We start from the raw sequence: 21,329 nt of genomic DNA on the forward strand, positions 1-21,329 counted from the left end.
GGCCACGAGGGTCCGCGGCGGCCGAAAGCCGCCCCGACGCCAGCCTCACCCGCCCCACCACCTCGCCGTTTCCCGTGCTCTCCGAGCCGTTTCCCGTGTTGTCCGAGCGGTTCCCGAGTCTACGGAGGGGCACTGACAATCCGGCCGGCTCAGCCCCGCAGCAGCCGCTCGGCGAGGGCGAGCGGCTCGGCGGCCTTGCGGGCGGAGGGCAGCGGCGCCGGGGCCTTCGCGCGGTGCGCGGCGGCGCGTTCGACGACCGTCGTACCGGTCTCCGCCTCCAGTACGGGGGCGTATCCGGCCGCCCGCAGGGCCCGCAGGACGGCGTCCGGAGGCTCGGCGGCGACCAGGACCGTCGGAGCGATGGCGCGCAGCCCCAGGGCACACAGCTCGCGGTGCGCGGCGAGCTCCCGTACCAGGGCCTCATCGTCGGAGCGGACGCAGCAGGCGGTGCGCACGACCCGTACCCGGCCGTGCGTACGGGCGGTGTCGCCGATCAGGTACGTCAGGGGCTGCGGCAGCGCCCCCGAGGCGGACGCGGCGGTCAGGTCGGCGACCAGCGCGCCGGGGGCGTGCCCCGCGTCCAGGGCGCGCCGTACGGAATCGGCGCTGAACCGCCAGGTGACGGCGTGCCCCTCCGATTCGCGGTCGGCGCAGGCGCCGAGGAGTTCCGCGAGCCCGGCCGAGGGCGCGCCGGGGGCGACGGCGGTCAGGTCGGCCTGGAAGTGGGCGTGTTCGAGCGGCGGGGGCAGGAGGCGGCTCAGTTCGGCGCGGAGTCCGGCGGGGCCGGCGAGCAGCGCCCGGCCGAGCGGGCTGAGCGCGCCGTGGGCGACGACGCCGAGGAACGCCGCCTCGCTCAGGGTGTGCGCCGACCGGTCCGCCGCCATCGGCTGGCCGGCGACGGCGAGCGGGCGGTGCCAATCTGCGGCCTGGATGAGCCCGTGCAGCGGCTGGAGCGCGTCCTGAGCGTCCGGCAGCGGCGGCGGGGGAACGGCGACACCGACCCCCTCGGGGAGCGCGGCGAGGGCCTCCAGCAGCGCCCTGCGCAGGGGAGCGGCATACCGGTCGTGCCCGCGTACGAGCGCGGCCGGCGGCTCCCCCAGCGCACCCAGCGTGGGGATCGCGCGCAGCTCCGCCCAGGCCGTCAGCACGGGCGCCAGCCGCTCGCCCGCGGGCCGCGCCAGCCAGTCGTCGTACGCGGCGGTGGGCAGCGCCGTCGTGCCGCCGCTGTCCCGGCTGAGCGCGATCAGCCCGGCGGCCTCGGCGGTGTCGAGGAGCAGCCGGGCCCGGTCTTCGCCGATGCCGGCCGCTTTGGCGAGGCGCTTGGTCTCGCGGACGGCCAGCCCGCCCGACTTCCGCAGGGCGGCGGGCTGCGCGGCGAGCGCGGCGAGCAGCCGGTCCATGGCCGAGGCGAGGGTGGCCGCGGCGGCCTGCGTCTCCGCGCCGACGAGAGCCGGGTCGGTCCGTGTCAGGGCGGCGGGCGCGGGCCGCGGCGCGACGGGGGCGAAGTCTCCGAGGCCGAGGCCGCCGATGAGCTGCGGGACGCGTGGCGGTACGACGATCCGGCCGTCCTCGGCGGGTGCGGCGAGCCCGTCCTCGTACAGCGCTCGCAGCGCCGCGGCGGCGGCCTCCCGGGCGGCCCCGGGGCCGCCCGCGCCGAGCGCCTCGTACGCCGTCTCGGCCGGTACGGGCTCGGCGGCGAGCTGCGGGAAGGACAGGCTGTGCGACATCAGCGCCTCGAAGCCGGCCCCGGAGCGGGGCGCGGGCGGCCGGGGCGGCGCGTTCTCCTCGGCGAGCCGCTGCCCGGCGCGGGAGACGGCCGCGAGGAGCTGGAGCCGGGGCCGGTCGAGCTGGAGGACGAGGTGGTGGACGGTCTCGTACGACCACAGGGCGGCTGCCAGTTGGCGCAGCCGGGTGGGCGCGGGCCGGTGCGAAAGGGGCTCGCGGTGGCGTGCGAGGAGGCCCGCGAGCTGCTCCGGGGTGCGCTGTCCGAGCGCGTGGGCGAGGGTGTCGAGGCCGTCCATGGCCCCGACCCTACTGGCCGCCGGGAACCCCGACCGCGCAGGTGGGAAGGGGGCCCGCGGGCGCGGGGCGCGGGAGTGCTTTGCCTGGGCCGGGATCGGGTGGATTCTGGTAGCAGGAGATGCGTGGCGATGCGTACGGGCAGCGAACCGGTGCAGGCACGCAGCCCGCTCAGGCTCAGGTGCGGGCTGGCCGTGTGGGGGCTGGCGTGGGCGCTCGCGGGGACGGTGGTCTTCGCGGAACTCGGCCGTCCGGGGTGGGCGATCGCCTGCGGGGTGCTCTCCGCGGTGACGAGCGCGGACCTGTTCATGGTGGTGCGCCATATCCGCCAGGGGCCCCATTACCAGCCGGGGCGGGACGTCCCGCCGTACGAACCGGTCAAGCGCGACGGCCGCGGGCGACGGAGCGGCCCGCGAAACCCGCCACCCTAGGAGCGACCCGCCCCCTGGGAGCGGCCCCGGCTCCTCTTAAGGAGGAACCGGGAGGCGTGCCGGGCAGTCTTCTCTTCCAGATGTTGATCATCCGGCAGAGGAGAATTCCATCGTGGAGAATTTCGGAACGCGCCCGAGCCGCCGTGCTGTTCTCGCCCTCGGCGCGGGGGCGGCCCTGGGGACCGCGGTTCTCACCGGCGGGTCTGCCCATGCCGCCGCCCCGCGCACGGAGGACGGCGTTTCACGGGCGCTGAGCGAGCTGGAACGGGAGCATTCCGCCCGGCTCGGGGTGTTCGCGCGCAATACGGTCACGGGCAAGAGCGTGCGGTACCGCGCGGACGAGCTCTTTCCGTTCTGTTCGGCGTTCAAGGCGATGGCCGCGGCCGCCATCCTCAGGGACCTCGACCGCGACGGCGAGTTCCTCGCCAAGCGCGTCCGGTACACCGAGCAGGACGTCGCGAACTCGGGCTACTCCCCCGTCACCAGCACGCCCGAACACCTCGCGAACGGCATGACCGTCGCCGAACTGTGCGCGGCTGCCCTCGACTACAGCGACAACACCGCGGCGAACCTCATGCTCCGCGAGCTCGGCGGCCCGGCGGCCGTCACGCGCTTCTGCCGCTCGGTCGGCGACCGGACGACCCGGCTCGACCGCTGGGAGCCCGAGCTGAACTCTTCCGAACCCGGGCGCGTGACGGACACCACCAGCCCGAAGGCCATCGGCCGTACGTACGCGAAGCTCGTGCTCGGCACCGTTCTCGCGCCCCGCGACCGGCAGCGGCTGACCACCTGGCTGCTCGCCAACACCACCAGCGAGAACCGCTTCCGCGCTGGCCTCCCCAAGGGCTGGACCCTCGCGGACAAGACGGGCACCGGCGACTACGGCACCACCAACGACGTCGGCATCGCCTGGACCCCGAACCGAACGCCGATCGTACTGTCCGTCCTGTCCACCAAGAAGCGGGCCGACGGCCCCTCGGACGACCCCTTGCTCGCCAAAACGGCCGCCCTGCTGGCGTCCGCGCTCGCATAGGGCCCTACGGAAGAACGTGTCTACGGGGGCGGCATCCGGAAACGGCCGCCCCGTAGGGCGTTCGCCCGGGTGTCAGGCCGCCCCCTCGTCGAAGCGGGCCGCCTCGACGAACTCCGGCCGGGGGTCGAGGGCCGCCGCCAGGCGGAAGTGGCGGGTGGCCTCGGCGGCGCGGCCGTCGCGCTGGAGGGTGCGGGCCAGGGCGAAATGGGCGAAGGCGTTGTCCGGTTCGCGCTCCAGAACGAGCTGGAATTCCAGCTCGGCGGGGCGCAGTTGAGCCGCGTCGAAGAAGGCGCGGGCGCGCAGCAGGCGGGCCGCGGTGTTCTCGGGATGGGCGGTGATGACCGAGTCGAGGAGCTTGACGGCCCCGCGCGGGTCGTGGACGGCCAGCAGCCGCTCCGCGGCGCGGTAGTCGATGACGTGGGTCTCGGGCGTCGGCTCGGGCACGTGCCGTACTCCTTCCTGGATACGGGCCCCGGACGCGGCTTCCCGGTACGGGTCCCGTGCCCGGGTTCCGGATGCGGAACGCCGGGGTCGGCCGCGGGCGTGCGTGATCACGGCGTATGCCCGTCCCAACGCGGCGCGGTCGCGTCCTATTCCGGCCGTGGCCCCGACGACGCCCCCGCGCGCTCCACGAGCTTCGCCCAGACCTCGCGGACCTGCGGCTCCAGCGCCTCCAGCGGGCCGTCGTTGTCGATGACGAGATCCGCGACCGCCAGCCGCTCCTCGCGCGTCGCCTGGGCCGACATGCGCGCCCGCGCGTCGTCCGGCGTCATGCCGCGCAGCCGTACGAGCCGGTCGAGTTGGGTGTCGGGGGCGGCGTCGATGACGACGACGGCTTCGTAGAGCGGCGCGAGGCCGTTCTCCGTGAGGAGCGGCACGTCGTGGACGACGATGGCGTCCGGGCCCGCCGCCGCCTCCAGCGCCGCGGAGCGGGCGCCCACCAGGGGGTGCATGATCGCGTTGAGGGCCGCGAGCCGGTCCGGGTCGGCGAAGACGACTGTGCCCAGCGCGGGCCGGTCCAGGGAGCCGTCGGCCGCGAGCACCTCGGGCCCGAACTCGGCGGCGACGGCCGCCAGTCCGGGCGTGCCCGGCTCCACCACCTCGCGTGCGATCTTGTCGGCGTCCACGACCACCGCCCCGTAGGAGGCGAGCAGCCGCGACACCTCGCTCTTGCCGGCGCCGATCCCGCCCGTAAGGCCCACCTTCAGCATGCGGCCCACGCTATACGGCTGGGGGTCACTGGCCCCCGTCGCCCTCGCGGTCGGCGAGGAAACGCTCGAACTCCGCGCCGAGTTCGTCGGCGGAGGGCAGCTCCACGGGCTCCGCGACGAGGTTGCCGCGCGCCTCGGAGCCCGCCACCGCGTCGTACTGGTGCTCAAGGCCCCGTACCAGCGCGACGAGCTCCTCGTCGCCCTCGCCGATCTGCCGCTCGATCTCCTCCTGCGTGCGCAGCGCCTCGGTGCGCAGCGAGTGCGCGGCGCTCGGCAGGACGAGCCCGGTGGCGGCGGTGACCGCTTCGAGCGCGGTGAGGGCGGCGTCGGGGTAGGAGGAGCGGGCCACGTAGTGCGGGACGTGGGCCGCCACGCCGAGCGTGTCGTGGCCCGCCTCCGCGAGGCGGTACTCGATGAGGGCCGCCGCGCTGCCGGGGACCTGCGCCTCGTCGAAGAAGGCGGCGTGGCCCGGCATGAGGTCCGTGCGGTTGCCGTGCGGCGTGATGCCTACGGGGCGCGTATGGGGGACGCCCATGGGGATGCCGTGGAAGGTGACCGACATCCGTACGCCCAGCCGCTCGACCATCTCGCGCACGGCCGCCGCGAACCGCTCCCACTCGACGTCCGGCTCGGGGCCGGTCAGCAGCAGGAAGGGCGCGCCGGTGGCGTCCTGCACCAGGTGCAGCTCGATCCGGGGCGTCTCGTACGCGGTCCAGCGGTTGCGCTGGAAGGTGAGCAGCGGGCGGCGGGCCCGGTAGTCGACGAGCCGGTCGTGGTCGAAGCGGGCGACGACCTGATGCGGCAGCCCGTCCAGGAGCCGCTCGACGATCTGCTCACCCGTCTCGCCGGCGTCGATGTAGCCGTCGAAGTGGTAGAGCATGACCAGCCCCGCCGAGTCCTGGGCGAGGGCCAGGTCGGCTACGGCGAGCCCCTTGGGCTCCCATTCGTACAAACCCTGCGGTTCCAGCACAGTGACCGCTCCTCCTCGTGTTTCCGTCTTGAAGAACACCGGACCCAGGCCGGCCATTCCCGCTTGCCGCTCCTGGGAGTTGAGGCGGAGTCCCTGGTACGGGCGCGGCCTGATCCTTCGCATCACGCATGCGTCCCGGTGGGTTGACGCCGCGTCAGGCTGCCCCTAGGTTCGCGAACCGCCGCACGGATTCATATGCACACTCACTGTTCACATATAGGAAAGGATCTCGAATGCGTGCCAGACCGCTCCTGGCGGCCCCCACCGCCGCTCTGCTCGCCGTCGGCGGCCTCGGAGCCGCCGCATCGGCCGCGAATGGCGCCCCGGCCGCCAGTTACGTCCGAGCCATCCCCTCCACCTCGTCCGTCATCTCCGTCTCCACCGCGGCCCAGCTCAAATCCGCCCTCACCGCCGCCAAGCCGGGCGACACGATCCAGCTCGCCGACGGCACGTACAACGGCAACTTCAAGACCACCGCCCACGGCTCCGCCTCCTCGCGCATCACGCTCACCGGCTCACCGAAGGCCGTGCTCACAGCCGGCGGCGGCTACGGGCTCCACCTCAACGGGGCCTCGTACTGGACGGTCAAGGGCATCACCGTCACCGGCGGCCAGAAGGGGATCATGATGGACGGCGCGGACGGCGTCGCCATCGACTCGGTGACCGTCCACGGCCTCGACATGGAGGGCGTGCACTTCCGCAAGTCCAGTCGCGACGGCGTCATCGAGAACTCGAAGATCTACGACACCGGCAAGGACGGCCAGGGCATGGGCGAGGGCGTCTACGTCGGCTCGGCCGGCGGGCTCTCCGACAGAAGCGACAACATACAGATCCGGTCCAACACCATCGGCCCGGACGTCCGCGGCGAGAACGTCGACATCAAGGAAGGCACCACCGGGGCGAAGATATCCGGCAACGCCTTCGACGGCAGCGGGCTCAGCAACGCCAACTACGACGACTCCTGGGTCGATGTGAAGGGCAACGGCGTGCTCGTCGAGAACAACACGGGCACGCACACCAGCAACGACGGCTACCAGACCCACACCCAGCAGTCCGGCTGGGGCTGCGGCACCGTCTTCCGCGGCAACAAGTCCGATCTGACCGGCGCCAAGGGCTCCTCGCGGCTCGCCGTCAACGTCACCAACTACGACGCGAGCAGTTGCAAAACCGTCGTGTACGAGAGCAACACCGTCTCCGGCGGCAAGGGGCTGACCAACATCAAGGTCACCCCGGGCGGCTGAGTCTCACGGGACGCTGTCCGCGCATGAGTAAGGCCCGCTCCCCAATGGGGAGCGGGCCTTACTCAGTCAGCTACTACGACCGACCGCGGGGCAGAGCGTCAGCTCTGACCACCGGCCAGCTTCTCGCGGAGCGCGGCCAGGGCCTCGTCCGACGCCAGGGCGCCGGAGTTGTCCGCCGACTCCGAGGAGTACGAGCCGCCACCGGAGGCGTTGCCGCCGCCCGTGCTGGCACCGGCGGCGGGAGCCGCGGCACCCTCGGCCGCGGCCTGCTCGTCGGCCTCGCGGGACTTGATGACCTGAGCCTGGTGCTGCTCGAAGCGCTGCTGCGCCTCGGCGTACTGGGTCTCCCAGGCCTCGCGCTGCTGCTCGTAGCCCTCCAGCCAGTCGTTGGCCTCGGGGTCGAAGCCCTCGGGGTAGATGTAGTTGCCCTGGTCGTCGTAGGACGCGGCCATGCCGTACAGGGTCGGGTCGAACTCGACCACGGACGGGTCGGAGCCGAAGGACTCGTTGGCCTGCTTCAGCGAGAGGCTGATGCGACGGCGCTCCAGGTCGATGTCGATGACCTTGACGAAGATCTCGTCGTTGACCTGGACGACCTGCTCCGGGATCTCCACGTGGCGCTCGGCCAGCTCGGAGATGTGGACCAGGCCCTCGATGCCCTCGTCGACGCGCACGAACGCACCGAACGGAACGAGCTTGGTGACCTTACCCGGGACGACCTGACCGATCTGGTGGGTCCGGGCGAACTGCTGCCACGGGTCTTCCTGCGTCGCCTTGAGCGACAGGGACACGCGCTCGCGGTCCATGTCCACGTCGAGAACCTCGACGGTGACTTCCTGGCCGACCTCGACAACCTCGGAGGGGTGGTCGATGTGCTTCCAGGAGAGCTCGGAGACGTGCACGAGACCGTCGACGCCGCCGAGGTCCACGAACGCGCCGAAGTTGACGATCGAGGAGACGACGCCGGAGCGGACCTGGCCCTTCTGCAGAGTCGTGAGGAAGGTCTGACGGACCTCGCTCTGGGTCTGCTCAAGCCAGGCACGGCGGGACAGGACCACGTTGTTGCGGTTCTTGTCCAGCTCGATGATCTTGGCTTCGAGCTCCTTGCCCACGTAGGGCTGGAGGTCGCGGACGCGGCGCATCTCGACGAGAGACGCCGGCAGGAAGCCACGGAGGCCGATGTCGAGGATGAGACCACCCTTGACGACCTCGATGACGGTACCGGTGACGATCCCGTCCTCTTCCTTGATCTTCTCGATCGTGCCCCAGGCACGCTCGTACTGAGCGCGCTTCTTGGACAGGATGAGACGACCTTCCTTGTCCTCCTTCTGGAGAACCAGGGCCTCGATCTCATCGCCGACCTTGACGACCTCGTTCGGGTCGACGTCGTGCTTGATCGAGAGCTCGCGGGAAGGGATGACGCCTTCGGTCTTGTAACCGATGTCGAGCAGGACCTCGTCCCGGTCGACCTTCACGATGACGCCGTCGACGATGTCGCCGTCGTTGAAGTACTTGATCGTCTCGTCGATCGCGGCGAGGAAGGCTTCCTCGTTACCGATGTCGTTGACCGCAACCTGCGGGGTGGTGGCGGTGGTCTCGGTGCTGCTCGTCATGTGGGAAAGGGCTCCGGTACGGACAGTGAGTCGTAGGTACTGCTACGCCGTGAGCCGGTATCGCACTGCCGAAGCCGGACAGCCTTAGAAGCGCACCTTCCGGAGAACCGGAAGCGCCTCGGCAACCGAGGGGACATACAACAAGTGCGAGCGCGACCTGCTCCGTCTGAGGCGCGCAGGCCCGCAGCGCAACTTGTAGCATACGGGGGCAGCCGGGCACGGTCAATGCGCGAAGGCGCACACCCAGGACAGAACATCCCATACCTGGCACAACCCCTGTTCAGCGAGGCCACAAGGGTCGTGCCGCGCTCCGCGGTCATCGATCCGAACGAAGGGTACGACGGGCGTCACGATGATCCAAGAACATGAGCCGGAGGCTACCCGGCGCACCGCCGGAACGAGCGAGAGCAGCCGGGCCAACCGCGGCTGGTGGGACCGGAACGCCGACGAGTACCAGCAGGAGCACGGCGGGTTCCTGGGCGACGACCGCTTCGTGTGGGGCCCGGAGGGCCTCGACGAGGCCGAGGCCGCGCTGCTCGGCCCGGCCGCCGAACTGAAGGACCGGGACGTCCTGGAGATCGGGGCGGGGGCGGCCCAGTGCTCCCGCTGGCTGGCCGCGCAGGGCGCGCGCCCGGTCGCGCTCGACCTCTCGCACCGGCAGTTGCAGCACGCGCTGCGCATCGGCTCCCCCTTCCCCGTGGTAGAGGCCGACGCCGGGGCCCTGCCCTTCCCCGACGGGACGTTCGACCTCGCGTGCTCGGCCTACGGGGCCGTCCCGTTCGTCTCCGACCCGATACGCGTGATGCGCGAGGTGCGGCGGGTGCTGCGGCCCGGAGGCTGCTGGGTCTTCTCCGTCACCCACCCCGTCCGGTGGGCGTTCCCCGACGAGCCGGGCCCCGAAGGGCTCTCCGTCGCCGCCTCGTACTTCGACCGCACGCCCTACGTGGAGCAGGACGAGAACGGCCGCGCCGTCTACGTGGAACATCACCGCACCCTGGGCGACCGGGTACGGGACGTGGTGGCCGGCGGCTTCCGCCTGGTCGACCTGGTCGAGCCGGAGTGGCCGGCGTGGAACAGCCAGGAGTGGGGCGGCTGGTCCCCGCTGCGCGGAAACCTCATCCCCGGGACGGCCATTTTCATCTGCGAGCGCGACTGATCCGGTTCCGGCGGGCGGCCGTACCGGCTGCACGGACGACGGCCGCGGCCGCCCCGGCGGTTATCCACAGGCTTCCCGCGCCGCGCGAGGCCGCTGCGAAGATGAACCGGTGACCATCCGCGCTGACGCACTCGACCGACTGCCCGTACGCACCGCCGTTCCCGCCCTGACCGAGGCCCTGGACGGACACGGGGCGGCAGTGCTCTGCGCGCCGCCCGGCACCGGCAAGACGACCCTGGTGCCGCTGGTGCTCGCCGGGCTGACCGGCGGCGGGCCCGCGCGCCGGGTGATCGTCGCCGAACCGCGCCGGATCGCGGCCCGTGCCGCCGCCCGCCGCATGGCGTGGCTCCTGGGCGAGGACGTCGGCGAGCGGGTCGGGTTCACCGTGCGCGGCGAGCGCAAGGCGGGCCGGCGGACCGTCGTCGAGGTGGTGACGACGGGTGTGCTGCTGCAACGGCTGCAACGCGACCAGGAGTTGGCGGGCGTCGACGCCGTCGTGCTCGACGAGTGCCACGAAAGGCACCTCGACGCCGACACCACCGCCGCCTTCCTGCTCGACGTACGGGCCGCGCTCCGGCCCGAGTTGCGCCTGGTGGCGGCCTCCGCGACGACGGACGCGGAGGGCTGGGCGCGGCTGCTCGGCGACGCGCCCGTCGTGACCGCCGAGGGCGTCTCGCATCCCGTGGAGACCGTCTGGGCGCCGCCGCCGCGGCCGGTGCGGCCGCCGCACGGGATGCGGGTGGACCCGGCCCTGCTGGAGCACGTCGCCGCGGTGGTGCGCCGGGCGCTGCGCGAACGGGGCGGGGACGTCCTGTGCTTCCTGCCGGGCGTCGGCGAGATCGGCCGGGTCGCCGGTCTGCTGGGCGGCGCGGAGGCGCTCGGCGCCGAGGTGTTGCAGGTGCACGGCCGCGCCCCGGCCGCCGTGCAGGACGCGGTTCTCGCGGGCGGAGCGGGACGGCGCGTGGTGCTGGCGACCTCGGTCGCGGAGTCGAGCCTCACAGTTCCGGGGGTACGGGTCGTGGTGGACGCCGGGCTCGCCCGTGAGCCCCGCACGGACCACGCGCGCGGGCTGAGCGCGCTCACGACCGTACGGGCCTCCCGCGCCGCCGCGCGCCAGCGGGCCGGGCGGGCGGGCCGGGAGGCGCCGGGCGCCGTCTACCGCTGCTGGGCGGAGGCCGACGACGCGCGGCTGCCGCGCTTCCCCGCCCCGGAGATCACGGTCGCGGACCTGACGGCGTTCGCGCTGCAAGCCGCCTGCTGGGGCGCCCCGGACGCGTCGGGTCTCGCCCTGCTCGACCCGCCCCCGGCCGGTGCGCTGGCCGCCGCCCGGGAGGTGCTGAGCGCCATCGGCGCGGTGGGAGCGGACGGCCGCGCCACGCGGCGGGGCGCCCGGATGGCCCGGCTGGGGCTGCACCCGCGGCTCGCGCGGGCCCTGCTGGACGGTGCGCCGGAGGTCGGCGCGCGCCGGGCCGCCGAGGTCGTGGCCCTGCTGAGCGAGGAGCCGCCCCGCGAGTACGGCGACGACCTGGCGGGCGCCTGGCGAGCCGCCCGCCGGGGCGGCGACGGCTACGGCGCACGTTGGCGTACGGAAGCACGCCGCCTGGAAGGCGCACTCCGCGACAGGCCGTCGGCAGGCCGCTCACTGGAGGGCCGCGGAACTGGCCCGGGCGCGACGGGCGTGGGCACAACTGACACAGGCGTCGCGGGCGTCACAGGCGTGGCAGGCGCGAGCCCCAGCGCTGCGAGCCCGCAGCCGAGGCGGGGCGCGAGCGCCGGTACCGACGCGGGCGCGCGCACGGCTGCCGACGCGCGTACGGACGCCGGTGTCCGCGCGGACGCCACCGACAGGGCAGGCTCCGGCGCGGCCGCCGGCCTCGTCACCGATGACATGGCCGCGGGTCTCGTGGCAGCCCTGGCGTTCCCGGAGCGGGTGGCCCGGTCGCGGGGCGCGGGCGCGTATCTGATGGCGTCCGGGACCGGCGCGGAGCTCGGCGACGGGTCGCGGACGCGCAGCGCGGCGTGGCTCGCGGTCGCCGTCGCCGACCGGCCGGTGGCCGCGGCGTCCGCGCGGGTGCGGCTGGCCGCCGTGATCGACGAGCACACGGCCCGTACCGCCGCTGCCGCTCTGCGGACTGAGAGCGAGGAGGTCGGCTGGAGCGAGGAGCGGCGGGATGTCGTGGCGCGCCGGGTGGAGCGGCTGGGGGCGATCGAGCTGGGCGCGCGGCAGTTGCCGGCTCCCGACCCCGCGCGCGTACGGGCGGCGCTGCTGGACGGGCTGCGGCGGGAGGGGCTGGGGCTGCTGCGCTGGACGGCCGACGGGACCGTGCTGCGCGGTCGATTGGCCTTTCTGCACCGCCAGTTGGGTGCGCCGTGGCCGGACGTGAGCGACGCGGCGCTGTTGGACCGTATCGACGACTGGTTGGGGTTTGAACTCGATCGTGCGCAGAAGCGGTCCGGTTTGGAGCGGGTGGACGCCGGGAAGGCGCTCGCGCGGCTTCTGCCCTGGGCGTCGGGGGACGCCGCTCGCCTCGATGAGCTGGCCCCTGAACGGATCGAGGTGCCGAGCGGTTCGCGGGTCCGTGTGGACTACGGCGGCGATCAGCCGGTGCTGGCGGTGAAGCTGCAAGAGCTCTTCGGCTGGCAGGAGGCGCCGCGGATCGCGGGCGGCCGGGTGCCCCTGCTCATACATCTGCTGTCGCCGGCCGGCCGCCCGGCGGCCGTCACCGCCGATCTGGCGTCCTTCTGGAAGGACGGATACCGCTCTGTGCGGGCCGAGTTGCGCGGCCGCTACCCCAGGCATCCCTGGCCCGAGGATCCGACGGCCGCGGCGCCGACGCGGCGCACCAACGCCCGGCGCTGACCGAAGGCCGGCACTGACCGAAGGTGCGCGGCGCTCATCGAAGGCGCGGCGTTCGTCGAAGGCGCGGCGCTGGTCGGGCACGCAGGGCTGATCAGACGGGCACGGGTTCGGGGTCCGGGGCCGGGTTCTCGGCCGGGGCGGCGCCGGAGCCCGGGCGGCGGGAGCGGGCTTCGAGGACGAGGGAGAGAGCGAGGAGTACGCCGCCCAGTCCGAGGAGGCCCCACGGGAGGTAGCTGGTGAGCAGCAGGACGAGGACCCGCTGGGACTTGACGAGCTTGACGGTGGACTCGACGTAGTCCGGCCGCATCTTCACATGCCCGGCGAAGGCGGTGATCGGCTTCTTCTCGGGATGCCCGGTCCAGCGCATCTCCTCTTTATGGAGTTCCTCGCCGTTGACCGGGGCCCCGGTGACCGGGTCGACCCAGAACATCCGCTTGGTGCTGTACCAGCGCTCCAGGCCCGTCTGTTTGACGACCTCCGGGGTGACGCCGAGCGGCATCTTCTTGGGCAGCGGGACCTTGGTCCAGGGGATGGTCTGCTCGAAGTAGTAGACCTTGAGGCCGTGGAAGGTCTGGGTGCCCCGGTAGTGGATGGGCGCGGAGGTGCGGGTCTGCATGTCGAAGTACTGGTAGTCGCGCTTCTCGGTGAGGAAGGGCCACTTGTACTCGATGCCGTCGCGGCGCACCGGGGTGCCGTCCACGCTCTCGCCGCCGGCGTGCACGGGCTCCTGGCTGTGGGCGTCGAAGACGTAGCGCTCGGGGATCCGGGAGACCATCTTGCCGTCGGGGCCGACGATGTAGCTGAGGGTGTCCCAGACGACGACGTCGCGGCCGGTGGCGTCCTTGACCTTCTTGGCCTGTTCGACGTTGCCTTTCAGGGTCTGCACGATGTTGACCCTGGGGACCTTCCTGGCCTCCATCTTGTTGTAGTCGATCAGGTCGGCGTCCTTGGCCTCCATGACGACCGACTGGTACTGGCTGGGCGGGATCTTCGCGAGCCGCGGGAAGGCGTACCAGCGCAGCAGCGGCGACAGGGCGGCGCAGAAGACGGCCGCGGCGAGCAGCACGAGGCTCGCTCTGCGGCGCATCCCGCCGCCGCGGGTGCGGGGTTCGGCCGGGGGGCCGGGGGGCGGGTCTTCCCGGTCCTCCCCGGGTGGCACAGCGCGGCGCATGGCGGTACGTCCCTCCCTCAGGGGTGTGCGGGGACTGTGGTCTGCAGGGGTTTGGGGGAGGTTTCGCCGCTGGGCGGTCCGATGGCGGTGATGGTGAGGACGAGCGCGAGGGCGGCGGCCAGTCCGATGGCCGCGGCGATGAGTGCGCGCATGCTCGGCCTCCCGGTTGCTGATGCGGCGTCAGGGCGGAGGCACCGTAGCAACGAGGGGCCGAGATGAGAACACGTTGCACCGCCCTGTGCCGCCCGGATCGGATCCGGGCGGCACAGGGCGGGTACGTGCGAGGGGCTGCGGCGCGCCCCGGTGGATCAGTGGGCCGCGGGCGCCGTGACGGTCAGTTCGATGGTCAGGACCGCGCCGTCGGCGGTGGCGAGGCGGAGCTGGAAGGTGCCGGTGTGGCCGTCGGTGAAGATCTCCGGGAGCGTGAGGACGCCGTTCGCGTCCGTCTTGAGACCGGAGAGGGTACGGATCGGCTTGTCGGCGGCCTTGCCCTTGTCATCGGCGCCGGCCCCGGCGTTGGAGCCCTTCCCGTCCGAGCCCTTCCCGTCCGAGCCCTTGCCGCCCGCGTCCTTGCCGCCCGCGCTGTCGGGCGCCTTGAAGTACGGGCCCTTGTCGTTCTCCGCCGGCTTCCCCGATCCAGGGGCGACCATCGTCGCGGTCACGGGCACGCCCGCCGCGAGCTTGCCCCGGTACGTCGCCTTGACACCGATGTGCCCGGCGAAGGAGCCGCCGGCCTCGGCCGTGAGCGGACCGGTGCCCGTACGCACCAGCGCGTCGGCCTTCGGGGTGGGCGCGGGACGGGCGGTGACGGTCGCCGCGAAGTCGACGGCGGCGATCTTCTGCCCGGGGACGGTGGCCCGCACGGTGAACTCCCCGGCCTGCTCGCCCGCGCGGAGCTTCGGGGCGGTCGCGGTGCCGTCGCGGCCGGTGACGACGGAGACGCGGGTGGCGTCGCCGGGGAACCGGGCCTTGGTCTTGCCGACGATCTCGAACTGGACGCGCACTCCGGCGAGCGGCTTGCCCGCCTTGTCCTTGGCCTTGACCCGGGGCTGCGCGCTGAACTCGTCGCCCGCCGTGGCCGTCAGCTCGCGTGCGCCGACGGAGTCGAGGGCAGCAGGGTTCGCGGGCGTGGTCGGCGGGGTCGTCGGGGGCTTCGTGGGAGGCGTCGTCGGAGGCTTGGGCTCGGGCGAGGGCTTGGACGGCACCTCGATGCCGCCGTGGCCGGTCTTCGGCGGGAGGGGAGAGGGCGAGGGGCTCTTGCCGTGCCCCCCGGCGCCGCCCTTGCCGCTCCCCGAGCCCTTGCCCGCGTTGGAGGAACCCTTGCCGTTGGAGCTACTGCCAGTGGAGCCCTTGCCGGCGCCCGTACCTGCACCCGGGGTGGGCTTCGGGGTGGACTTCGGGAGCTTGGGCAGCACGCCGGTGCCGTCGGGCACTTCGTGCGTGCCCTCGCGGTAGTAGTCGAACCAGGTGCGGACCGTGTTCAGATACTCCGTCGAGTGGTTGTAGCCGAGGATCGCGAGATCCATCTTGGCGTCGTCCGACAGATCGCCACCCACCCCGCACAGGTAGTACCCCGTGGCGAGCGCCGCGTCATAGATGTTGTTGGGGTCCTTGACCCCGTCGCCGTTGCCGTCCTTGCCCCATATCGCCCAGGTCGAGGGGATGAACTGCATCGGGCCGACCGCGCGGTCGTACTGCGAGTCGCCGTCGTATTTGCCGCCGTCGGTGTCCTTGATCAGCGCGAAGCCCTTGCCGTCGAGGACCGGGCCGAGGATCGGCTGAAGGGTCGTGCCGGCCTCGTCGACCGCGCCGCCATGGGCGTGGCCCGACTCGACCTTGCCGATCGCGGCCAGCAGCTCCCAGGGCAGGTTGCAGCCGGGCTTGGCGGTCCCCAGAGTCGACTCGGCCTTCTTATAGGCGTCCAGAACGGTCGCGGGTATGCCGGACTCCGGCGTGCCGGTGCCCGAACCGGCCGACGAGCCGGGCGAAGTGCCCGGCTTGTTCGGGGTGTTCAGGGGCGGCAGGTCCGTGTGGTACGGCGAACCGCCGTCGGCCGGTGGGCCGGGAGGCGGCGTCGCCTCGGTGGCCGGGTCCGTGCGGGACACGGCGAACCCAGGGGCCTGGGAGGCCGTCATCGCGGCCATCGCCGCCGCGGCCACCGCAGTCGTAGCGGCTCCCCTGCGCAGTCGCCGACCGAACTTCGCTGCCATCCGTCTGTCCCCTCCGTGGGCGATGCGGCGCTCCCCCGCGTGTCAACGCAGGTGACACTACGGCAACTTCCTGCCCTCAGCCACAGACCGGGCCCGGCCCGGACGGACGGCCGCGACGGCCGCCCGCACCCCGCTCACGAAGCGGGATGCGGGCGGCACGATCCGTACCCGGGGCGGTCAGTGCGCGGCGGATTCCCAGTCCGCTCCGACGCCCACCGACACGTCCAGCGGGGCCCGCAGTTCGACCGCTCCGGACATCTCGCGGCGGACCAGCCCCTCGACGCGGTCCCGCTCGCCGGGGGCGATCTCCAGCACGATTTCGTCGTGCACCTGGAGCAGCATCCGGGAGGCCAGTCCCTCGGCGGCGATGGCCGCGTCCACCCGGAGCATCGCGATCTTGACGATGTCCGCGGCGGTCCCCTGGATCGGCGCGTTGAGCGCCATGCGCTCCGCCATCTCCCGGCGCTGGCGGTTGTCGCTGTTCAGATCGGGGAGGTAGCGGCGGCGGCCGAGAATCGTCTGGGTGTACCCCGTGGCCCGCGCCTCCTCGACGACGTGCTGGAGGTAGTCGCGCACCCCGCCGAACCGCTCGAAGAACGTGTCCATCAGCCGGCGCGCCTCGTCCGGGGCGATCCCCAGCTGCTGGGACAGGCCGAACGCCGACAGCCCGTACGCCAGCCCGTACGACATGGCCTTGATCTTGCGGCGCATCTCGGGGTCGACCTCGGACTTGGCGACGCCGAAGACCTGCGAGGCGACCGTGGTGTGCAGGTCCTCCCCGGAGGTGAACGCCTCCAGCAGCCCCTCGTCCTCGGAGAGATGCGCCATCACCCGCAGCTCGATCTGGCTGTAGTCGGCGGTCAGCAGCGACTCGTAGCCCTCGCCGACGACGAAGCCGCGGCGGATGGCCCGCCCCTCGTCCGTACGCACCGGGATGTTCTGCAGGTTCGGATCGGTGGACGAGAGCCGGCCCGTCGCCGCCACCGTCTGGTTGAACGTCGTGTGGATGCGGCCGCCGGGCGAGATGGCCTTGATCAGCCCCTCGACCGTGGAGCGCAGCTTGGACTGCTCACGGTGGCGCAGCATGATCACCGGGAGTTCGTTCTCGGTCTGCCCCGCGAGCCAGGCCAGGGCGTCCGCGTCCGTGGTGTACCCGGTCTTGGTCTTCTTCGTCTTGGGCAGCGCCAGCTCCCCGAAGAGGACCTCCTGAAGCTGCTTGGTCGACCCCACGTTGAACTCGTGCCCCGCCGCGGCGTGCGCCTCCTGGACCGCCTGCTGCACGGCCCCGGCGAACTGCTGCTCCATCCGCTCCAGCCACGCCCGGTCCGCGGCGATGCCCGCCCGCTCCATCCGGGCCAGCAGCGCGCTCGTCGGCAGCTCCATGTCCGTCAGCAGCTCGGCGGCGCCCACCTCCCGCAGCCTGCCGGTGAACGCCTCGCCGAGGTCGAGGACCGTACGGGCGTGGCCCATCAGCGCGTCCGCCTCGGCCTGTTCGTCGGCGCCGAACGCGAGCTGCCCGCTGTCGGCCGCCGCCGTCGGCAGCTCACGGCCCAGATACTCCACGGACAGCGCGTCCAGCTCGAAGGACCGCCGGCCCGGCTTGACGAGGTACGCGGCCAGCGCCGTGTCCATCCGCACTCCCGCCACCGACCAGCCGTGTTCGGCGAAGACCCGCATCGCTTCCTTCGCCTTGTGCATCACCTTCGGCTTGGACTCGTCGGACACCCACGCCGCGAACGCCGTCTCGTCCGCCTCGTCGAGCTGCGAGGGATCGAACCAGGCCGCCGGCCCCTGCGCCGTGGCCAGCGCGATCTCGCTGACGCTGCCGCTGCCCAGCGCCCAGGCGTGCACCGTCGCCAGCCCCAGCGGATGCGCACCGTGCTCTGCCAGCCACGGCGCGAGCCCGCCCGCGCCCAGCACCGAGCCGTCCAGCTCGACGCCGACCTCCGGGGCCGCCTCCGCCGCCTCCGCGGTGCCCGGGTCCACCGCCAGCAGCCGGTCCCGAAGACCCGCGTTACGGATTTCGAGGCCCTCCAGGAAGACCGTCAGCGCCTGCCGGTCGTACGGCTCACGGCCCAGCTCCAGCGGCCCGCACGGCAGCTCCACATCGAGGACCATCTCCGTCAGCCGGCGGTTGAGCTTCACGGACTCCAGGTGATCGCGGAGATTCTGCCCGGCCTTGCCCTTGACCTCGTCCGCCCGCTCCACCAGCTCGGCGAACGAACCGAACTGGTTGATCCACTTCGCGGCGGTCTTCTCACCCACCCCCGGAATGCCCGGCAGGTTGTCCGACGGGTCGCCGCGCAGCGCCGCGAAGTCCGGATACTGCTGCGGCGTGAGCCCGTACTTCTCCACCACCTTCTCCGGCGTGTAGCGCGTCAGCTCCGAGACGCCCTTCGTCGGATACAGCACCGTGACATCGTCGGTGACCAGCTGGAAGGAGTCACGGTCGCCCGTGACGATCGACACCTCGAACCCCTCCGCCGTCGCCTGCTTCGCGAGCGTCGCGATGACGTCGTCGGCCTCGAAGCCCTCCACCGCGAACCGCTTCGCGCTCATCGCGTCGAGCATCTCGCCGATCAGCTCGACCTGCCCCTTGAACTCGTCCGGGGTCTTCGAGCGGTTCGCCTTGTACTCGGGGAACTCCTCCGACCGCCACGTCTTGCGCGACACGTCGAACGCCACCGCGAAATGCGTAGGCGCCTCGTCGCGCAGGGTGTTCGCCAGCATCGACGCGAAGCCGTACACCGCGTTCGTCGGCTGCCCCGTCGAGGTCGTGAAATTCTCCACGGGCAGCGCGAAGAACGCCCGGTACGCCATGGAGTGCCCGTCCATCAGGAGCAGACGGGGGCGGCCTCCCTCCGCTGCCTCGGTGCCGGTCGTTGCGCTCGTCTTCGATGCCTTTGCTGCCACGCCCCCGATCCTGCCACGCCCCACTGACAATCCCCGCCGCACACGACCTCGCCACTGCCGCTGTCAGCCCCTCGTGTCAGGATCTAAGCAGCAGCAAGGTCGCAGGCACACCGCCGAAGGGGAGCCGACATGGCAGGCAAACCGCCCGCAGGAGATCCGGTACAGGACGCGCCCGACGTCACCGCGCCACAGCACTCCGCCGCCGGGCTGCCGGCCGTCGCCCACTCCCTGCTCATGGCCCGGCAGCAGATGGGCGTGCGCCGCACCGCCCTCACCCTCCTCAAGGTGAACCAGAAGGACGGGTTCGACTGCCCCGGCTGCGCCTGGCCCGAGCCCGACCACCGGCACAAGGCCGAATTCTGCGAGAACGGCGCGAAGGCCGTCGCCGAGGAGGCGACGCTGCGCCGCGTCACGCCCGACTTCTTCGCCGCCCACCCCGTGGCCGACCTCGCGGCCCGCAGCGGCTACTGGCTCGGCCAGCAGGGCCGCCTCACCCAGCCCATGTACCTCGCCGAAGGCGCCGAGCGCTACGAGCCGGTGCCCTGGGAGCGGGCCTTCGACATCATCGCCGAGGAGCTCACCGCACTCGGCTCCCCCGACGAGGCCGTCTTCTACACCTCCGGGCGCACCAGCAACGAGGCCGCCTTCCTCTACCAGCTCTTCGCCCGCGAATTCGGCACCAACAACCTGCCCGACTGCTCCAACATGTGCCACGAGTCCTCCGGCTCCGCGCTCACGGAGACCATCGGCGTCGGCAAGGGCAGCGTCCTCCTCGAAGACCTCTACAAAGCCGACCTGATCATCGTCGCCGGACAGAACCCCGGCACCAACCACCCCCGCATGCTCTCCGCCCTGGAGCAGGCCAAGCAGGGCGGCGCGAAGATCATCTCGGTCAACCCGCTGCCCGAAGCCGGCCTGGAGCGCTTCAAGAACCCCCAGAAGGCACGCGGCCTCGCCGGCAACGGCACCTCGCTCACCGACCTCTTCCTCCAGATCCGCCTCGGCGGCGACCAGGCCCTCTTCCGCGCCCTCAACAAACTCATCCTCGACACCCAAGGCGCCGTCGACCAGGACTTCATCGACGAACACACCCACGGCTTCGAGGAATTCGCCCGCGCCGCCCGCGCCGCCGACTGGGACGAGACCCTCCAGGCCACCGGCCTCCCACGCGCCGAGATCGAGCGCATGCTGCGCATGGTCCTCGGCTCCCAGCGCATCATCGTCTGCTGGGCCATGGGCCTCACCCAGCACAAGCACTCCGTCCCCACCATCCAGGAAGTCGTCAACTTCCTCCTGCTGCGCGGCAACATCGGCCGCCCCGGCGCCGGCGTCTGCCCCGTACGCGGCCACAGCAACGTCCAGGGCGACCGCACCATGGGCATCTTCGAACGCCCCGCCCCCGCCTTCCTCGACGCCCTGGAGAAGGAATTCGGCTTCGCGCCGCCCCGCGCCCACGGCCTCGACGTCGTACGGGCCATCCGCGCGCTCCGCGACGGCGACGCCAAGGTCTTCTTCGCCATGGGCGGCAACTTCGTCTCCGCCACCCCCGACACCGACGTCACCGAGGCCGCGGTGCGCCGCGCCCGCCTCACCGTCCACGTGTCGACGAAACTCAACCGCTCCCACGCGGTGACCGGCGCCCGCGCCCTCATCCTCCCCACCCTCGGCCGCACCGAACGCGACCCCCAGGCAGGCGGCGACCAGTTCGTCACCGTCGAGGACTCCATGGGCATGGTCCACGCCTCCCGCGGCCGACTGGAGCCCGCAAGCCCCCACCTGCTCTCCGAACCCGCCATCGTCTGCCGCCTCGCCCGGAACGTCCTCGGCCCCGAAAGCCGCACCCCCTGGGACGCGTTCGAGAAGGACTACGGCACGATCCGCGACCGTATCGCCGCGGTCATCCCCGGCTTCGAGAACTTCAACGCCAAGGTCGCCAGGCCCGGCGGCTTCGCCCTGCCGCACGCCCCGCGCGACGACCGCCGCTTCCCCACCGCCACCGGCAAGGCCAACTTCACCGCCGCCCCCGTCGAATACCCCAAGGCGCCCGAAGGCCGGCTGCTCCTGCAGACCATCCGCTCCCACGACCAGTACAACACCACCGTCTACGGCCTCGACGACCGCTACCGCGGCATCAAGAACGGCCGCCGCGTCGTCCTCGTCCACCCCGACGACGCCCGCGCCCGCGACCTCGCCGACGGCTCGTACGCCGACCTCGTCAGCGAGTGGACGGACGGCACCGAACGGCGCGCACCCGGCTTCCGGATCGTGCACTACCCCACCGCACGCGGCTGCGCCGCCGCCTACTACCCCGAGACCAACGTCCTGGTCCCCCTGGACCACACCGCCGACACCAGCAACACCCCCGCCTCGAAGTCCGTGGTCGTACGGCTGGAGCCCACTCCGCCCACACCCGCCTCCGACCGCCAGGACCCGGCCTGACGGTCCACCGAACCGACGGGTAATACTTCCGGCAAGAACACCGTTGCCACATCAACGACCAC

15 protein-coding genes are annotated in these 21,329 nt (G+C 72.4%); 6 read left to right on the forward strand and 9 right to left on the reverse strand.

Features of this window, described 5'->3' with window-relative positions:
- Positions 1-149 precede the first annotated feature (149 nt).
- Complete coding sequence (locus tag AB0I22_RS24690) at positions 150-2,021, reverse strand: helicase-associated domain-containing protein (protein ID WP_363133063.1); 1,872 nt, start codon at positions 2,019-2,021, stop codon at positions 150-152.
- A gap of 129 nt (positions 2,022-2,150) precedes the next feature.
- Between AB0I22_RS24690 and AB0I22_RS24695 the strand changes: the two genes are divergently transcribed.
- Positions 2,151-2,450 carry a DUF6343 family protein gene (locus AB0I22_RS24695; protein ID WP_363133147.1) on the forward strand — a complete coding sequence of 100 codons (300 nt, stop codon included), beginning with the start codon at positions 2,151-2,153 and terminating at the stop codon, positions 2,448-2,450.
- A 112-nt stretch (positions 2,451-2,562) separates the two neighbouring features.
- Complete coding sequence (gene bla / locus AB0I22_RS24700) at positions 2,563-3,483, forward strand: class A beta-lactamase (protein ID WP_363133064.1); 921 nt, start codon at positions 2,563-2,565, stop codon at positions 3,481-3,483.
- Between the two features lie 72 nt (positions 3,484-3,555).
- Here bla and AB0I22_RS24705 read toward each other — a convergent pair whose 3' ends face one another.
- The 3 genes from AB0I22_RS24705 to AB0I22_RS24715 all read right to left on the reverse strand — a co-directional run bounded on the left by AB0I22_RS24705 (position 3,556) and on the right by AB0I22_RS24715 (position 5,664).
- Positions 3,556-3,927, reverse strand: coding sequence for a tetratricopeptide repeat protein (locus tag AB0I22_RS24705; RefSeq protein ID WP_363133065.1), 372 nt, complete (start codon positions 3,925-3,927; stop codon positions 3,556-3,558).
- Positions 3,928-4,073: 146 nt separating this feature from the next.
- Positions 4,074-4,694, reverse strand: a complete 621-nt coding sequence (gene coaE, locus AB0I22_RS24710; protein ID WP_363133066.1) for a dephospho-CoA kinase — start codon at positions 4,692-4,694, stop codon at positions 4,074-4,076.
- A gap of 25 nt (positions 4,695-4,719) precedes the next feature.
- Complete coding sequence (locus AB0I22_RS24715; RefSeq protein WP_363133067.1) at positions 4,720-5,664, reverse strand: PAC2 family protein; 945 nt, start codon at positions 5,662-5,664, stop codon at positions 4,720-4,722.
- A 233-nt stretch (positions 5,665-5,897) separates the two neighbouring features.
- On the opposite strand from AB0I22_RS24715, the gene AB0I22_RS24720 reads away from it, so the two are divergent.
- A complete protein-coding gene (locus AB0I22_RS24720) occupies positions 5,898-6,905 on the forward strand; it encodes a right-handed parallel beta-helix repeat-containing protein (RefSeq protein ID WP_363133068.1) in 1,008 nt (335 codons plus the stop codon).
- Positions 6,906-7,003: 98 nt separating this feature from the next.
- On the opposite strand, the gene rpsA is transcribed toward AB0I22_RS24720, so the two are convergent.
- The gene (gene rpsA / locus AB0I22_RS24725) at positions 7,004-8,518 is read right to left on the reverse strand and encodes a 30S ribosomal protein S1 (protein WP_363133069.1); all 1,515 of its coding nucleotides are present in this window, start codon (positions 8,516-8,518) and stop codon (positions 7,004-7,006) included.
- Positions 8,519-8,870: 352 nt separating this feature from the next.
- On the opposite strand from rpsA, the gene AB0I22_RS24730 reads away from it, so the two are divergent.
- Both AB0I22_RS24730 and AB0I22_RS24735 read left to right on the forward strand, forming a co-directional pair.
- A complete protein-coding gene (locus AB0I22_RS24730) occupies positions 8,871-9,674 on the forward strand; it encodes a class I SAM-dependent methyltransferase (protein WP_363133070.1) in 804 nt (267 codons plus the stop codon).
- A 109-nt stretch (positions 9,675-9,783) separates the two neighbouring features.
- Positions 9,784-12,534 carry an ATP-dependent helicase C-terminal domain-containing protein gene (locus tag AB0I22_RS24735; protein ID WP_363133071.1) on the forward strand — a complete coding sequence of 917 codons (2,751 nt, stop codon included), beginning with the start codon at positions 9,784-9,786 and terminating at the stop codon, positions 12,532-12,534.
- Between the two features lie 91 nt (positions 12,535-12,625).
- On the opposite strand, the gene AB0I22_RS24740 is transcribed toward AB0I22_RS24735, so the two are convergent.
- From AB0I22_RS24740 to polA, 4 genes are all read right to left on the reverse strand, one after another.
- On the reverse strand, positions 12,626-13,621 hold the full coding sequence (locus tag AB0I22_RS24740) for a DUF3068 domain-containing protein (RefSeq protein WP_363133148.1): 996 nt from the start codon (positions 13,619-13,621) through the stop codon (positions 12,626-12,628).
- Positions 13,622-13,722: 101 nt separating this feature from the next.
- Entirely contained in the window at positions 13,723-13,857 is a 135-nt protein-coding gene (locus tag AB0I22_RS24745) for an SPW_0924 family protein (protein ID WP_363133072.1), read from the reverse strand.
- A 156-nt stretch (positions 13,858-14,013) separates the two neighbouring features.
- A complete protein-coding gene (locus tag AB0I22_RS24750) occupies positions 14,014-15,915 on the reverse strand; it encodes a lytic transglycosylase (protein WP_363133073.1) in 1,902 nt (633 codons plus the stop codon).
- 177 nt (positions 15,916-16,092) lie between these two features.
- Positions 16,093-18,828: a DNA polymerase I gene (gene polA / locus AB0I22_RS24755; protein WP_363133074.1), complete on the reverse strand. Its 2,736-nt coding sequence runs from the start codon at positions 18,826-18,828 to the stop codon at positions 16,093-16,095.
- A 129-nt stretch (positions 18,829-18,957) separates the two neighbouring features.
- On the opposite strand from polA, the gene AB0I22_RS24760 reads away from it, so the two are divergent.
- Positions 18,958-21,267 (forward strand): FdhF/YdeP family oxidoreductase, encoded by a 2,310-nt coding sequence (locus AB0I22_RS24760; protein WP_363133075.1) that lies wholly within the window; start codon positions 18,958-18,960, stop codon positions 21,265-21,267.
- The last annotated feature ends 62 nt before the right edge of the window (positions 21,268-21,329 follow it).

This window comes from Streptomyces sp. NPDC050610 (genome assembly GCF_040654875.1).
Lineage (GTDB): Bacteria > Actinomycetota > Actinomycetes > Streptomycetales > Streptomycetaceae > Streptomyces.